The sequence below is a fragment of the Micromonospora sp. DH13 genome (genome assembly GCF_020873825.1).
Lineage (GTDB): Bacteria > Actinomycetota > Actinomycetes > Mycobacteriales > Micromonosporaceae > Micromonospora > Micromonospora haikouensis.
In genome coordinates this window covers 23,553-38,262 of sequence record NZ_JAHWGR010000013.1, presented here as the reverse complement: position 1 = coordinate 38,262, position 14,710 = coordinate 23,553, and the positions used below count along the sequence as shown (strand labels likewise).

Genomic DNA, 14,710 nt, shown 5'->3' with positions numbered 1-14,710 from the left:
GGCTAAGGTAAACCTACCCTAAGCCCCATGGGAATCTCGTTTCGCCGCCCCTCAGAGGATCGAATGCCATGTCACACACCCGCCCACGCCGGCTGAGCACACTCCTGACCGCCGCCGCACTGTTGCTCGTCACGCTGGTGGCCAGCGGTTGCGCCGCAGGCGAGGCGGGCCCGGCCGACACGGCGTCCGGATCGTCCAGCGCCGCCTTCCCCACCACGCTCACCCACGCCTTCGGCACGACCACCATCGCCGCCAAGCCCGAGCGGATCGTGGTGGTGGGCCTCAAGGAGCAGGACTACTTCCTCGCCCTCGGCGAGGTGCCCGTCGCGATCCGCGACTGGTACGGCAACATGCCGAACGCGACCTGGCCGTGGGCCCGGGAGCGGCTCGGCGAGGCCAGGCCGGAGGTGCTGGCCCGCGCCGAACTCGACTACGAACAGATCGCCGCGCTGCGCCCCGACGTCATCGTCGGGCTCTCCTCCGGCATGTCCCGCCAGGAATACGACCTGCTCGCGAAGATCGCCCCCACCGTCGCCCAGCCGGCGGGGGACGGCAGCTGGGCGGTGACGTGGCAGCAGATGACCCGGGCCGCCGGGCAGATCACCGGCCGCAGCGCCGAGGCCGAGACGCTCGTCGCCGACCTGGAGAAGCGGATCGCCTCCGTCGCCGGGGCGCAGCCCCGCCTCAAGGGCGCCCGCACCGTGTTCGCCTCCACGTACGAAGGCCAGTATTACGTGTTCAGCCCCGAGACCACCGCCTCGAAGGTCCTGCTCGACCTCGGCCTGACCATGTCACCCGAGGTCACCACGCTCACCGACAACGCCAACCAGTCCGCCACGATCAGCCGCGAACGGTTCGACCTGACGGACGTGGACGTCGCCGTCTGGTCCGAGGCGGCCACCGACCCCGGCGTGGCCACCCTGCTCGGCGACCCGCTCTACACCCGGCTCGACGTGCACACCCAACGCCGCGAGGTCTTCCTCGGCACCGAGGCCAACGGCGCGCTGGCGTTCTCCTCCGTGCTGAGCCTGCCGTACGTGCTCGACAGGATCGTCCCCGCGCTCGCCGCCGCCGCCGACGGCGACCCCGCCACCGACTCGGAGTACAGCGCGAAATGACCGACACGCTCACCCGGCCCGGCTTCTGGACCGCCACCGTGCACGAGACCCGGCGACTGACCCCGCACCTGCAGCGGGTCGTCCTCGGCGGCCCCGACCTGGCCCGCTTCCCCGCCCTGGGCGTGCCGGACGAGTCGGTGACGCTCTACTTCCCCCGCCCCGGCGAGCCGGCCCCGCCGCCGATGACCCTGCGCGGCGAGGTGTGGGGCTACCACGACGAGCCGCACCCGCCGACCGGCCGCAACTACTCCATCCGGGCCGTCGACCCGGTCGCGACGCGGCTGACCGTCGACTTCGCCCTGCACGACCACGGCCCCGCCACGTCCTGGGCACGCCGGGCCGAAACCGGCGCCGGTCTCCTGCTGTGGCGCTGCCGCGCCTGGTTCCGCCCACCGACGGACACCCGGTGGCTCGTGCTGGCAACCGACCTGGCCGGGCTGCCGGCCGCCACCCGCATCGTCGCGGAACGGACGCCCGGCGTCCCGGTGCGGGTGCTGGTGGACCTGCCGGACATGGCCGACGCCCGGGACCTGTTCAGCGCCGCCGCTGACGATCCCGCGGTGCAGATCGACGTACGGGTCGGGGTGGGCAACGGCCACGGCCCGGGTAGCCTCGTCGACCGGCTGCGGGAGACGACCCTGCCCGACGGCCCCGGCTACGTCTGGGTCGCGGGGGAGGCCGGCGAGTGCCGCCAGGCCCGGTCCGTGCTGCGTACCGTGCACCGCCTGCCCCGCGATCGCGCCGTCTGCGTGGGCTACTGGCGCACCGACGCGGCCGACTGGGAACACCGCTACGCCCGCTTCCGTCCCCCTCCTCGACCAGGTCTACCAGGACGCCCTCGCGGCCGGGCTCAACCCGGTGGAGGCCGGTGACCGGATGGAGGAGGCACTGGAACGGATGACCCGGTGACCGGCTCCGACCCCCGGGTGGAGTCCCGCCACCACAGGTGGACCGGGTGCTCGTAGACCCCACCCGGGCCGCCACCGATCAGTTCGTCGAGCAGGTCGGCGCAGCGGCGTCCGGCGTCCAACGGCGACAGGTCGAGCGCGGTGATCGGCGGTTGTCCCAGCCGCAGGGCGCTCGACTCGGTGGCGCTCGCCAGCAGGACGTCCCGCCCGACCTGGCGGCCGAGCCGGTGCAGCACCTGCACGGCCAGCGGAGCGGTGTCCACCGAGGCGCACACCAGGGCGTCCACCCCCGGCTGGGCGAGCACCTGTGCGACCGCCCGGGACACCTCCGCCGGCGAGGGCACCCACGGGTGCTGCGCCACCACGGTGGCGACGCCGTGCCGGGCGCACCAGTCGCGGTATCCCGCCGCGAGCTGGGCCGCCCAGTCGCCGGTCTCCGGCGGCACCACCAGGGCGGGACGCCGGGCACCGGCGGCGGCCATCCGGTCCAGCAGCCCGGTGAGCGCCCGGTGGTGGTCCGCCCAGAGCACCACCTCCGGGCACATGCCGTCCGGGGGGCGTTCGAAGCACACGACCGGCATGCCGCCCTGCATCAGGACCGCCACGAACTCGTCGTCCTGGTGCGGGTCGGCGACGATCACCCCGTCGAGCGCCCGCGGCGACCGATGCTCGGAGGCGGTCAGGATGGTGACGTCCCGGTCGCGGGCGGCGGCGCGCTCCATGATGCCGAAGACGAACCGCATGTAGAACTCCGAAGTGGACGGCACGCCGGGAACGTAGACCCCGATGATGCCGGTGCGGCCACCCCGCAACTGCCGGGCCGCGCGGTTGGGGACGTAACCCAGCTCCGCCATCGCCGCGCGGACCCGCTCCCGGGTCGCCTCGGAGACCCGGCCGGAACGCGACAGCACATTGGAAACCGTGGACTTGCCGACTCCCGCCCGGCGCGCGACGTCGTGCAGCGTGACCGGACGGGGCATCAGCCCAGTCTAGGGAACCGGGCACCGGCCGGGACACGGCACCACCACACCCCCCACGGAAGACGGTGACCCTCATGTCCGAGCACCATCCCGCCCCGCCGCGTACGACGTCGCCCGTCGGCAACGACCACCGGCAGCGACCCGCCGTACTCGGCGCGGCCGGCGACGGTTGGGTCGAGTTCGACCTGCCCGGCGTCGGGATCGGCACCGCCGAGTATCCCGACGGGCCGACCGGCGTCACCGTGCTCAGCATCCCCGGCGGCGCGCGTACGGCCGTGGACAGGCGGGGCGGGGCCGTCGGGGTCAGCGGCGGGTTCCCGTACCACCATGCGTTGTGCTTCGCCGGCGGGTCGAGCTTCGGTCTCGCCGCGGCCTCCGGTGTCTACGACGAACTGCTCCGCCGCGCCGGCTACGCGACCGACTTCGGCAGCCTGCCGGTGGTGTCCGGGGCCGTCGTCTACGACTTCACCCCCCGGGACAACGCCGTCTATCCGGATGCCCAGCTCGGCGCCGACGGACTGCGCGCGGTACGCACCGACGGGGTGGCCGTGGGCAGGGTCGGTGCCGGGGTCGGCGCGACCGTCGGCAAGGTCGACAACGCCCGCGCCGAGTGGGGCGGGCAGGGTGCGGCCTTCACCCGCATCGGCGCGGCCCGGCTGCTGGTGCTGACGGTGGTGAACGCGATGGGCGTGATCGTCGACCGGGACGGCGGCATCGTGCGGGGCAACCTCGACCCGGCGACCGGCCGGCGTCGCCACCCGGCCGAGGACTACGCCGAGCTGCTCGCGGCAGCCACGCCGGACCCCGCGCCGGCCGGCGGCAACACCACCCTGACCGCCGTGGTCACCAACGTCCGGATGACCGACACCGAGCTCGCCCAGTTCGCCACCCAGGTGCACAGCTCCATGCACCGGGCGATCCAGCCCTTCCACACCATCGCCGACGGCGACACCCTGTTCGCCCTGACGACCGACGAGGTGACGGTGCCCTCCCCGTCGCTCCGGCTGGGCACGGTCGCCGCCGAACTGGCCTGGGACGCCGTCCTCGCCAGCGTCGACACCCCGCGGCGGGCACCCGTCGCAACGGCCGGGGTCGCGGCGGGATAGTTCGCGACGGGTGGGGAACCTGGGGGCATGCGGATCAGCAGCGCCCCGGCGGTGGCGGCGTCGAGCGAGGAGACCGGCCCCGACGGGGTGCGCCGGCCCGGCGGCGAGGTGCACGCCTGGCTGCCCGGGCAGAACCAGACCCTGTGCGGGCTGCCCCTGAGTCGGACCAGGCTGCGCCGCTTCCCGCACGTCCGCTTCGACTACTCCTCGACCGACGTGCTCACCGAGGCCGACACCGTGGGTCACGTCTGCCCGCGCTGCCTGGCCGCCACCGGCGGCAGCCGGGACCGCCGGCAGCGGCAGAGCTGGGTACGCACCTCCCCCCGCCCCTGACATCCCGCGGGCTCAGGCGTGGGAGAGCGCGAAGGCGGTCAGGAAGCCGGCGACCGTGATCAGGCCGACCAGCAGGTGGGCGTCCTCGAACGCCTCGGGGACCATGGTGTCGGTGATCATCGCGAGGATCGCGCCGGCCGCCAGGGCGGTGATCGAGGCCAGCACCTCCGGCGACGCACCGCCCAACAGCGTGTAGCCGGCGAGCGCCGCGAGACCGCTGACCAGCGCGATCCCGGCCCACAGGGCGAAGACGTACCGGCTGCTCCGGCCGGCCCGGCGCATCCCGGCCGCGCTGGACAGGCCCTCCGGCACGTTGCTGAGGAAGACCGCGACGACCGTGACCAGGCTGACCGGGCCGCCGGTGAGCAGGCTCGCGCCGATCACCACCGACTCGGGGATCCCGTCGAGCAGCGCGCCCACCGCGATCGCCGACCCGGAACCGGGCGCCTCCTGCTCCGACGGCTGCGCCCCGGAGCGCTTGCGGTGCCGCGCGCCCCGCCGGGCCAGCAGGACGTTCGCCCCCGTGTACGCGAGCGCGCCGCCGGCCGCCCCGACCGCGGTGGGCAACAGCCCGCCCTGCTCGTGCGCCTCGGCGATCAGCTCGAAGGAGACGGCGGAGAGCAGCACCCCGGCCCCGAAGGCCATGATCGACGCGATGACCCGGCGCGGGACGGGCACGAACCAGCCCAGCGCCGCCCCGAGCAGCAGCGCCGACCCGGCCAGCAGCCCCCAACCACCCGCTTGCGACCACTCCGGCACCCGCAGGACGTTACCCGCGCCCCCGGGGCGCGAAACAGGGTCGGAAGTCCGTCGTGAGGACGAGACCGGCTCACTGCGGAACAGCTTGGAGAAAAGTCTTGTTGCTAATCTTCCTGAAACCACTCCACCAGCAGATCATTCGCCTCCGCTGGCAATGAGAGAGAGCTTAGAACGGGCAGCGCCGTACCCCTTGCATGCGAAGAAATCCGCGCGGGGAACAGTTGCAGCTCTGGAAGGTTGTCAGAGACAATAACTGTCGACTCTGCAATGGGTAGCAGTAGTAGTAGGAGCGAGCCTCTTGCGCGGGGCGTGATTTGCATCAGCCGAGAGATTTCGAGGCGCACGCGTTGACGGTTTTGAAGCACAGAGGGTTTGTTGGCATTAGTGGACCTATGTTGTTGGACTGCCTCGTCGTAGATATCGTCTAGATAGGCGGGCCACTCGATCAAGTCAAGGTGGGGAGAGCTCTGCTCTTCTGCGTTGAATAGTGCAGCTAGCAAGGTATTCATCACGGACGGCGTTGCGCGATTTCCGAACAACGTCAAGTGATAGAGAAGGTTCATGCCGTTTGCCCTTAAGTCATCCGGGCTCGGCTGTAGAACGAGTCGCCTCCAAAGCTTGGCGCTTGGAGGGATTGCTCGCTTGCTCAGCTCATCCGAGATGATTGAGGAAACTTCCGATTCCGACGCGAATGTGTTGGTGTGCGACAGAAAGAAGTGGGTCAGGCCGGCTGGCGACTGATGCTCTTCGAGTGCAGTTTGGTAAACGTATTCCGCAACACAGCTTGCTACGCGCGCGGTGTTGTCGGAAGAACCTACTCTACAAAGCATTTCTAGCGGCGCATCATGGAGGATGAAACTGTCGTTGCCCGGCAGCACGTTTCCTGTAACGTACGGTCTGTCGGAGGTTGTCTGCCGCTGCTGGAGAGTGGCGGCACAAGAAAGCTGTACGCACTTGCTAACGAGTCGACGAAGTGTGCGATTGTCGGGAGCGACAAAGTTCAGGCTCTGGGCAGCAAAAGATAGAAGGAGCGACTTCTTCCTAATATCGTTGCTGGAGTCTGCAGTCGAGATAAGTTGCTGGAGAACCCTCTCAGATCCCTCTTCCACCTGCCTGTCCACCAACTGGATGCACAGTTGCGACACGACGTGCCAACTGGGGTCGGCGATTTTTGCCTCAAGTTGGCTCCATACCGTTTCCGGACTGGGGTCACGCTTCACCAATTGAGTGGCGGCAAAGTACTCTAAGAACGTTCGGTGCACAAATCCGTAGTGAGGTTGTAGTGCATCGGATCCCGTGTCAGTAAGGACCCAAGCGCGTCCCGCGCAAAAACGCAGGAAGTCCTCTGCCGCTTGTCGGGCCTCATCAGCATCCTCGAATCGCTTAGTCTGCATGTATTCGACCAAGAAGTCGACTAGTTCACTACGGGGTAACGCTTGCCGATGTTTGGCATCAGTGAGAATGAGCCAGGCCAGTCTTTGTATTGCCGGCTTGATGTGCGCGCTGTACCGCCGCGTCGGGGCCATGCCGCGCGAACGGTCCCAGGTCTCGAATAGCAGCTCAGCGCACTTCTCGTATATTTCGGGTTTATTGCGCGGTATGAAGCCCGCAGACGCGTAAAGGCTGCAAAGGAGTGAGAGGAGAAGGGGATTTGAGCGCAAGTCTCCAGCTGCACTGCTCTCTTGGAAAAAGGATCGCGTAAGCTCGCTTCGCTCCTCAGTTGAAAGCGTCGAATCTAGCCGAAACCACCTGGAAGCGTAGTGGAGGATCTGAGATTGACTAAAAGGAGCGATCGTGGCGACTGGAAAGAGGTCCGGATCCAAGCGGGCATCCGCATATCCGATGATGCGAGATGTTACTATTACTCGCGTGAGCGGGTAATGACGCGCGAAGCTTTCTACGAGTTGCGTGAATGTCATCCGGAAGCTGGCCTCTCCCAGCTCATCCACCCCATCTATGATGACGGTTGCGCGTCCGTTTAGCAGCAAATACTCTAGCCCATCTCGCGGGGGTATGAGATTATGCGGATTGCGACATGACGCTTCCAGGTAATGGAGTAGCGTGTGATGGTCCGTTCTGAGGGAATGGGTATGTGAGCGTACGGTAAGCAAAATCGGAACCTGGCCACTCAAGCCGGGAATCCTGTCGGTGGCGAGATCTTGCACCAGCTTTGCCGTTAGCGTGGATTTCCCGGCCCCGGGATCTCCGAGGATCACTCGCCGCAAAGAATCGCTCAATAGGTCGGCGACGGTGAGGGAGTTCGCACCCTCGTTTTCATGGGGCTCATTCCGTGCATGAATCCTGGTGGACTGGGTGCCGAGTGTCTCCGTGGCGGGAACTATCTTCGGGTTTACATATAATTGGGAATGCTTAACCTGTAGCTTCTGTGCGCTATGTGCTAAGCGAAGCTTATCTGTGCTTGTCTGAGCGGAGTTCCGCAAGTTGCGTGCGAATTTTTCGATCTCCCTTAGAGATTCAATGCGTGAGAGTAGCTCGCTATTGCGAGCACCGGAAGCGGCAACAAGGGCGGCCATCGTGACGGCTTGTGCGCTGTCAAGCGTGCCGGGTGATGCGGCTTGCCTGGCTGCCTCAACTGCAGTCCGAACTAACACAAGGGCGACGTCCGTTGCCTGAAAGAGCTTTAGATCCGGGAATGGTGCGCGATGCCTAAGTGCATGCCTTATCTGGTCGCGCAAGTCGCTTCCAACTTCATGTGAACGGCTTGCTAGGGCGGCAATCATAGCCTGTTGAACAAGCTGTTCGAACTGAGGGGACTCAACGAAGTTCTTGAAACCACTCATCTGTTCATCGTTCAGGTCTTCGATGAACTGTCCTGTGTAAGTGGTGGCGAGCATCGCAAAGGCCGCGTCACTGATCTGCTCGTTCTTGTTGCGCGCAATGACATTGCGGCCAAGCGCGACGAAGGTTTTGGCTGCAGCCTTAGCTAGGATGTCGCTTATGACGCTCATCGCTGTGAGGCTCATGTAGCTCCTGGGAAATAGTGCTGACCCTGGGAGCTTAACTCACCGGAGCGAGGTGGCGGAGATGTGGTCGTTGCTGGTGGGCGCTCTGTTGACGATTCAACGATCTACTGAGGGCGCCTAGCAGGGCTTGGTAGCTTGTTCATCAAGCCCGTTTTGCTCCATTCTTGCGGCTTGGCGGACATGTATGAGTCTTTTCCAAGCTAATCTTGCAGGTCGGAGGGGGTGCGGCAGACCCGGAGATCGATGAGGGCGAGGCTCCAGGTAAGACAGCAGTCGACCAAGATCCGATGCCCCGACCGGGAGCCTCGCCTGTGCTGTCTTACCCCTCTACGATCCCGCTGTCCAGCCGCACCCTGAACCACCTCGCCGACCGCATCCGAGCGCACCACAGCCAGCATCGCTCCCGGTGGCGACGCCTCGTCCCTGGGCGACAGGCGCTACTCGCCCTGGCCCACCTGCGCAACGGCGACACCTACACCCGCCTCGCGGCCGGATTCGCCGTCGGTGTCGCCACCGCCTGGCGCTACGTGCAGGAAGCAATCATGCTGCTCGCCGCAGCGGCTGAGGAACTGGCCACCGCGATGCGGCGCATTCGACGCCTGGCGTAAGCGATCCTGGACGGCACCCTGATCCCGATCGACCGGGTAGCGGACCAGAAGCCCCACTACTCCGGCAAGCACAAGCGCCACGGGATGAACGTGCAGGTCATCGCCGATCCGGCCGGCCGGCCAGTGTGGGCCTCACCGGCACTGCCAGGCTCGACCCACGACCTCACCACCGCCCGCACCCACGGCATCATCGATGCACTGACCAGCGCGGACGTGATGACCTTCGCCGACAAGGGCTACCAAGGCGCCCGAGGCAGCGTGCGTACGCCGTTCAAGCGGCGCCGTTTCCGGCCGAAGCTGTCACGCCGGCAGAAGACGGTCAACCGGGCGCACACGCGGATCCGTGCTCGTGGCGAACGCGCCATCGCCACACTAAAGACCTGGAAGATCCTGGCCAAGCTGCGCTGCTGCCCACGCCGCACCACCACGATCGTGCAGGCCCTCCTCGTCCTGCACCACACCGAAACCGACCGCTACGCAGGATGAAAAGGGCTCTATGAGCTGGATGGTGTAAGCGGTGGCTTACGGTACGGGGGTAAAGCCACAGGCGTCCTGTCGTCTAGTTCGACGGGGATGTACGCGCTACGGCACTTCTACGCCTCCGCGCTGCTCGACGCGGGGGAGAGCATCAAGGCGGTCGCCTCGTACCTCGGGCACGCCGATCCCGGCTTCACGCTCCGGGTGTGCACGCACCTGATGCCGGCCAGCGAGGAGCGCACCCGGAACGCGATCGACGGCCTCTTCGGGACGCCCCGAGAGCCCTGACGCCCTAGCGACGCCCTGCGCGGCCTCCCGGAACACGTTGCGCCTGATCAAAGCGGGTGTCGGGGTCAGAAGTCCGCGAAGAGGTATGGCCAACGGCGGGGGAAGAGGCGGCGCAGCTCGGCGGCGGCGTCCGCCGGCACCCGCCCCAGGCCCCGGACGTCGACCTCCGCCGGGTCCAGCACCCCGTACGCCAGGGCGGAGAGCCCGGCCGCCGTGAGCGTCGCGGCCGGCACGGACCCGGTGGCGTCGCCGGACAGTTCCAGGCGGCCGGTCGCGCCGTCGAGCAGGTGGGTGCCGGCGAGCCACCGGTCCCCGGTCAGCTCCACCCGGACCCGGCCCGGCCCGGCCGGGAGACCGGCCAGCGCGTCGAGCGCGAGCAGCCGGGCCATCGGCGCGGACGAACCCGGCCGGGCGACCTGCGCCTCGACGTGCACGGCCAGGTCGGTCAGCCACAGCTCGGGCAGCTCGTCCGCCGCGATCCGCAGGCGGATCCGCTCCACCTGGTCGACGTGCCGGGCGAGGAACTGCAGGATCAGGGCCCGGGCGTACGGGTCGGCGACCAGCAGGTCGTCGCCGGCCAGCTCGCCGCCGTGGTCGTCGATCCGGTACGTCAGCACGCCGACCGTCTCGCCGTCGACGCGGGCGGTGAGCTGCCACCGGTCGTCGTCGTCGCGCTGCCGCACCGCCCGGGTCTCGGGGAAGATCGCGAACCCGTGCCGTTCGGCCAGGCAGCGCTCGGTGAAGGCGCGGTGGTCGGCGTACCCGGCGCCGCTGCGGCCCCAGGCCAGCTCGCCGGGCAGGTCCGCGCGCAGCAGCGCGGCCAGGTCGGCCGGGGCGAAGACGGCCGTACGCGCCCGGGGCAGGCCGACGTACCCGAAGCGCTCGTAGAACGAGGCGCGGAACGGGTACAGCGCGGTGAGCGGGTGCCCCTCGTCGCGCATCTCGTCGAGGAGCTGGCGCAGCAGTTCCCGGACGTGCCCGCGCCGCCGCGCCAGCGGGTGGGTGGCGACCCCGGCGACGCCGGCCATCGGCAGCACCGCCCCGCGCAGGTTCTGCCGCATCGGGATGGCCGACGCGGTGGCCAGCGTCTCGCCGCCCTCCTCGGCGACGAGGGTGCGGGTGGCCTCGTGGTAGGGCAGGTAGCTGCGGAACTCCTCGGCCCGCTCGGCCCGCATCGGGGACGCCTCGAAGGCGTACGCCTGGAGCGGGAAGGAGGTGGCCGGCCGCTCGGAGTTGGTCAACCGCCGGATGGTCATGAGAGCGCCGTGACGTCGGAGACGACGACGGTGACGTTGTCCGGCGCGCCGGCCTGGTGGGCGAGCTTCACGAGCTGCTCGCCGCACTGCTGACGGTCGCCGTACATGGCGAGGGCGGCGGCGATCGCCGCGTCGTCCACGTAGTCGGAGAGCCCGTCGCTGCACAGCAGCAGCCGGTCGCCGGCGAAGACGGTGAGCGTGCCGACCGCCGGGGGCGTGTCGGCGCCCTGCACGGCTCGGGTCACCAGCGACCGCTGCGGGTGGTGCCGCGCCTGGTCCGGGGAGAGGGCGCCCTGGTCGACGAGCGCCTGCACGAACGTGTCGTCGCGGGTGAGCTGGGTCAGCTCGTTGTCCCGCAGCAGATAACAGCGGGAGTCCCCGACCTGCGCGAGGACCAGGACGTCCCCGGCGAGCAGGCCGGCCGTCAGCGTCGTACCCATGCCCTCGCGCGCGGGGTCGACGGAGATGGCGGCCCGGATCCGCTGGTTGGCGGTGCTCACCACGGCCCGCAGCGCGTCGGCGGCCCCCTCGGTGGTGGTGGGCGGGTCCAACTCGTCGAGGATGCGGATGACGATCTCGCTCGCCACCTCACCAGCCGGAAGGCCACCCATCCCGTCGGCGACGGCGACGAGGCGGTCACCGGCGAGGGCGGAATCCTCGTTGTTGGTCCGCACGAGGCCGACGTCGTTGAGGATGGCCGAGCGGAGGATCAGCGTCATACGACAAGCTTGCCAAGAAGACCCGCCCGGCGTCTCTACGCACTCCGGGGTCGGCCCGAAAAGAATCTTGTGTCGGCGCGGGTGGCCGACCGGCCGGCGGCCCGAACGGTCGACCGGCCCGAACGGTCGACCGGTCAGCGGCGGGGGTAGCGCAGCAGCAGGCTCGCCCACACCTCCTCGTCGCCGATCGCGGCGTAGCCGTGCGGCACGTCCGACGTCCAGCGCAGGTGGCCGCTGGGCCCGGCGGTCAGCGGGGCGTCCACCGGCCCGGCGCGGAGCTGCCCGGCGAAGACGGTGACGTGCTCGGTGACCCCGGGCTGGTGCGCGGGGGAGAGCTGCCCGACGCCGGGGGCGACCCGCATCCGGTACAGCTCGTACGTCGCCCCGGCCTCGGTGAACACTTCAAGCAGGGTCGCGCTCACCGCCGCCCCGCGCACCGTGGGGGTCGCCGCCGGCCCGGAGAGCGCCGCGGTCAGCGGCACCCCGAGCTGGGCGGTCACGGCGTAGAGCGTCTCCAGGGTGGGGTTGCGGGTGCCGTTCTCCAGGCCGGAGAGGGTGGCCTTGCCCACCCCGGCGAGCCGGGCCAGGGTGGACAGTGACAGCCCGCGCTCCTCGCGCAGGGCACGTACCCGGGCACCGACCGTGCCGGCGTCCGTGGCTGCCTGCTCCCGGGCTGGCTGCTCCCGGGCCGCTTGCGGGGTTGGTGTCGGCGACTCCATCCCGCTATCGTGCTACACGCCAGCGTTCCGTAAACGGAACGGCGAAGGGGGAGACGTGGCCGGCCTGCTGCAACCCGTGCTCGCCGGAGTGGTGACCGCGCTCGTCGGCTTCGCCAGTTCGTTCACCGTCGTGCTCGCCGGGCTGCGCGCCGTCGGCGCCGACGAACGGCAGGCCGCCTCCGGGCTGCTCGCCGTCAGCGTCGCGTCCGGCCTCTGCGCGGTGTGGCTGGGGCTGCGGCACCGGCTGCCGATGGCCATCGCCTGGTCCACCCCCGGGGCGGCGCTGCTGGTGGCCACCGGCCCGGTCCCCGGCGGCTGGCCGGCCGCCGTCGGCGCGTTCGTCGTCTGCGGGGCGCTGATCGTCGCCGCCGGGCTGTTCCCGGCGCTCGGCCGGGCGGTGGCCGCGATCCCCGGCCCGATCGCCGCCGCGATGCTGGCCGGGGTGCTGCTGCCGCTGTGCACCGCGCCCGTCCGCGCCCTGGTCGAGGTGCCGAGGCTGGCCGCGCCGGTGGTCGTCACCTGGCTCGTCCTGCACCGCTTCGCCCGGCGCTGGGCGGTGCCCGCCGCGCTCGTCGCGGCGGCGGTCGCCATCGCGGTGACCACGCCCGGCGGCGTCGGCGCGCACGGCCTGCGGCCGGTGTTCGTCCTCACCGCGCCCGAGTGGACGGTGCCGGCGGTGATCGGGCTGGCGCTGCCGCTGTTCCTGGTCACCATGGCCGCGCAGAACGTCCCCGGGATGGCGGTGCTCACCGGGTACGGCTACCGTCCCCCGCTCGGCTCCGCGCTGCGGGTCACCGGCCTGGCCAGCGCCATCGGCGCGCCGGTCGGCGGGCACGCGGTCAACCTCGCCGCGATCACCGCCGCGCTGGCCGCTGGCCCCGACGCCCACCCGGACCCGGAGCGTCGCTGGGTCGCCTCGGTCACGGCGGGGGTCGGGCTGGCCCTGCTCGGCCTGGGCGCGGGCGTCGCCACCGCCCTCGTGCTGCTCTCCCCGCCGGTGCTCATCGAGGCCGTGGCGGGGCTCGCGCTGCTCGCTGCGCTGGCCGGCGCGGTGGCGGCGGCCGTCGCCGACCCGGCGACCCGGGAGGCGGCCGTGGTGACCCTCGTCGTCACGGCCTCCGGGGTGAGCCTGCTCGGCGTCGGGGGCGCGTTCTGGGGGCTGGTCGCCGGCTGGCTGATGCTGCTCCTCCTGCGCCGCCGCCACGAGAGCGACCACGCTCAGCCGGCCCAGCCGACCCAGCCGGTTCCGCCGGTCGAGCCGGTTCCGCCGGCTGAGCCGGCCGCGTCCGTCGCGCCTGTCGAGCCCGCTGCGTCCGTCGAGCAGGCTGAACCCGTCGCGCCGGCCGCGCCTGTCGAGCCCGTCGAGCCGGCGTCGGCTGGGCGGGCGTCGGTTGGGCGGGCGTCGGTTGGGCGGGCGGGGCGCTAGATCGACTCCATGTCGGCGACATGGCGGGGAAACTCGCCCCGGGATACCGCGATGTCGCCGACATGGAGTCGATCAAGTCGATCAAGAGGCCCCGCGTCGATGAAGAGGCCGGAGTCGACCAAGGGGCTCGCCTCGATCAAGGCCCGCGTCGATCAAGGCCCGCCGGGGTCACTCCTCGGCGGGCAGGCTCGTCGCGAGGACGTCGAGGCGTACCCGGCCGTCGGCGACGGCGGCGATCTGGTCGGCTAGCACGTAGACCGCGCCGGTCGGGGCCTGGTCGGTGGAGACCTTCAGGTAGCCGGTGCGCAGCAGGCGGGCGGCCAGGTCGGCCGGGACGTCCGGCTCCTCGGCCGCCGCGGATTCGATCAACTCGTCGAGGCTGCCGCCCGGGTCGGCGGTCGGGGCGGCGGTCGGCGCCTGCACGGTCACCGCGTTCGGGTCGCCCCGCTGGACGAGGTCCACGGTGCCGACCTCGGCGCCGGTCACGTCGACCACGGGCATCCCGGTGGTGACGCGGGAGATGGCCGCCTGCTGATCCGTCCCCTGCTGCTCCATCCCGAGGCGGTTCCCGCCCCGCCACCCGACTAAACGCCGCGCCGGTCAGGCCCGATCAGATGCCGCGCCGAACCCGAACACCGCCCGGTCAGGCCCGACCGAACGCCGCGCCGAACCTCGAACACCGTCCCGGTCAGGCGCGGATGTCCGGGGTCGGCAGCCACGAGCCCGGCGGCCGGGGGGACAGCTCGCGCCACCCGTCCGCCCCGGCGAGCAGCGCGCGGACGGTCTCCTCGGCCTCCTCCGCGTTCGGGTACTCGTAGAACTGGGAGACGCCCTCCGCGCCCCCGGCGCGCTGCTCGACGTGCCACCGGTCGCCGTCCACCCGGAGGAAGACGTCCCGCCGCGCGAGCCGCCCCCACTTGCCGTTCCACCAGTGCTTCCGCTGCTCCATGGCGGGACTCTATCGAACATGTGTACGACAAGGTCCGGCCCCCACGGGAATCCCGTGAGGGCCGGTGTGCGTCGGTGTGC

Annotated in this window: 14 protein-coding genes and 1 pseudogene; 7 read left to right on the top strand and 8 right to left on the bottom strand. The window is 70.1% G+C overall.

What is annotated here, in order from left to right; all coding sequences use genetic code 11:
• Nucleotides 1–68: 68 nt before the first annotated feature.
• Together LPA42_RS14875 and LPA42_RS14870 are read left to right on the top strand one after the other, a co-directional pair.
• Entirely contained in the window at nucleotides 69–1,118 is a 1,050-nt protein-coding gene (locus LPA42_RS14875) for an iron-siderophore ABC transporter substrate-binding protein (RefSeq protein ID WP_077935572.1), read from the top strand.
• Complete coding sequence (locus LPA42_RS14870; protein ID WP_077935573.1) at nucleotides 1,115–1,990, top strand: siderophore-interacting protein; 876 nt, start codon at nucleotides 1,115–1,117, stop codon at nucleotides 1,988–1,990. The genes LPA42_RS14875 and LPA42_RS14870 overlap by 4 nt, the downstream gene beginning before the upstream one ends.
• Here the strand turns inward: LPA42_RS14870 and LPA42_RS14865 are convergent.
• Nucleotides 1,969–3,006, bottom strand: a complete 1,038-nt coding sequence (locus LPA42_RS14865; protein WP_077935574.1) for a LacI family DNA-binding transcriptional regulator — start codon at nucleotides 3,004–3,006, stop codon at nucleotides 1,969–1,971. The two genes, LPA42_RS14870 and LPA42_RS14865, sit on opposite strands and share 22 nt — an antisense overlap.
• A 74-nt stretch (nucleotides 3,007–3,080) precedes the next feature.
• Between LPA42_RS14865 and LPA42_RS14855 the strand changes: the two genes are divergently transcribed.
• Complete coding sequence (locus tag LPA42_RS14855; protein ID WP_077935587.1) at nucleotides 3,081–4,112, top strand: P1 family peptidase; 1,032 nt, start codon at nucleotides 3,081–3,083, stop codon at nucleotides 4,110–4,112.
• A 27-nt stretch (nucleotides 4,113–4,139) separates the two neighbouring features.
• Nucleotides 4,140–4,445 (top strand): hypothetical protein, encoded by a 306-nt coding sequence (locus LPA42_RS14850; protein ID WP_077935575.1) that lies wholly within the window; start codon nucleotides 4,140–4,142, stop codon nucleotides 4,443–4,445.
• 12 nt (nucleotides 4,446–4,457) lie between these two features.
• On the opposite strand, the gene LPA42_RS14845 is transcribed toward LPA42_RS14850, so the two are convergent.
• Together LPA42_RS14845 and LPA42_RS14840 are read right to left on the bottom strand one after the other, a co-directional pair.
• Nucleotides 4,458–5,204 (bottom strand): ZIP family metal transporter, encoded by a 747-nt coding sequence (locus LPA42_RS14845; RefSeq protein ID WP_077935576.1) that lies wholly within the window; start codon nucleotides 5,202–5,204, stop codon nucleotides 4,458–4,460.
• Between the two features lie 104 nt (nucleotides 5,205–5,308).
• The gene (locus tag LPA42_RS14840; RefSeq protein WP_077935577.1) at nucleotides 5,309–8,188 is read right to left on the bottom strand and encodes an NACHT domain-containing NTPase; all 2,880 of its coding nucleotides are present in this window, start codon (nucleotides 8,186–8,188) and stop codon (nucleotides 5,309–5,311) included.
• Nucleotides 8,189–8,499: 311 nt separating this feature from the next.
• Between LPA42_RS14840 and LPA42_RS14835 the strand changes: the two are divergent.
• Nucleotides 8,500–9,282, top strand: a pseudogene (locus tag LPA42_RS14835) (transposase family protein).
• Nucleotides 9,283–9,369: 87 nt separating this feature from the next.
• Nucleotides 9,370–9,561, top strand: coding sequence for a tyrosine-type recombinase/integrase (locus LPA42_RS14830; protein ID WP_096761550.1), 192 nt, complete (start codon nucleotides 9,370–9,372; stop codon nucleotides 9,559–9,561).
• Nucleotides 9,562–9,626: 65 nt separating this feature from the next.
• On the opposite strand, the gene eis is transcribed toward LPA42_RS14830, so the two are convergent.
• The 3 genes from eis to LPA42_RS14815 form a co-directional block, all read right to left on the bottom strand.
• Nucleotides 9,627–10,817: an enhanced intracellular survival protein Eis gene (eis, locus tag LPA42_RS14825; RefSeq protein WP_077935579.1), complete on the bottom strand. Its 1,191-nt coding sequence runs from the start codon at nucleotides 10,815–10,817 to the stop codon at nucleotides 9,627–9,629.
• Nucleotides 10,814–11,536: a PP2C family serine/threonine-protein phosphatase gene (locus LPA42_RS14820; RefSeq protein ID WP_043961285.1), complete on the bottom strand. Its 723-nt coding sequence runs from the start codon at nucleotides 11,534–11,536 to the stop codon at nucleotides 10,814–10,816. Before LPA42_RS14820 ends, eis begins: the two co-directional genes overlap by 4 nt.
• Nucleotides 11,537–11,670: 134 nt before the next feature.
• The gene (locus LPA42_RS14815) at nucleotides 11,671–12,255 is read right to left on the bottom strand and encodes an XRE family transcriptional regulator (RefSeq protein ID WP_077935580.1); all 585 of its coding nucleotides are present in this window, start codon (nucleotides 12,253–12,255) and stop codon (nucleotides 11,671–11,673) included.
• Nucleotides 12,256–12,310: 55 nt separating this feature from the next.
• Here LPA42_RS14815 and LPA42_RS14810 point away from each other — a divergent pair, with 55 nt between their 5' ends.
• A complete protein-coding gene (locus LPA42_RS14810) occupies nucleotides 12,311–13,681 on the top strand; it encodes a benzoate/H(+) symporter BenE family transporter (protein WP_228986627.1) in 1,371 nt (456 codons plus the stop codon).
• A 168-nt stretch (nucleotides 13,682–13,849) separates the two neighbouring features.
• On the opposite strand, the gene LPA42_RS14805 is transcribed toward LPA42_RS14810, so the two are convergent.
• Together LPA42_RS14805 and LPA42_RS14800 are read right to left on the bottom strand one after the other, a co-directional pair.
• Nucleotides 13,850–14,236, bottom strand: coding sequence for a hypothetical protein (locus LPA42_RS14805; protein ID WP_077935588.1), 387 nt, complete (start codon nucleotides 14,234–14,236; stop codon nucleotides 13,850–13,852).
• Between the two features lie 133 nt (nucleotides 14,237–14,369).
• On the bottom strand, nucleotides 14,370–14,630 hold the full coding sequence (locus LPA42_RS14800) for a hypothetical protein (RefSeq protein WP_077935589.1): 261 nt from the start codon (nucleotides 14,628–14,630) through the stop codon (nucleotides 14,370–14,372).
• Nucleotides 14,631–14,710 lie beyond the last annotated feature (80 nt).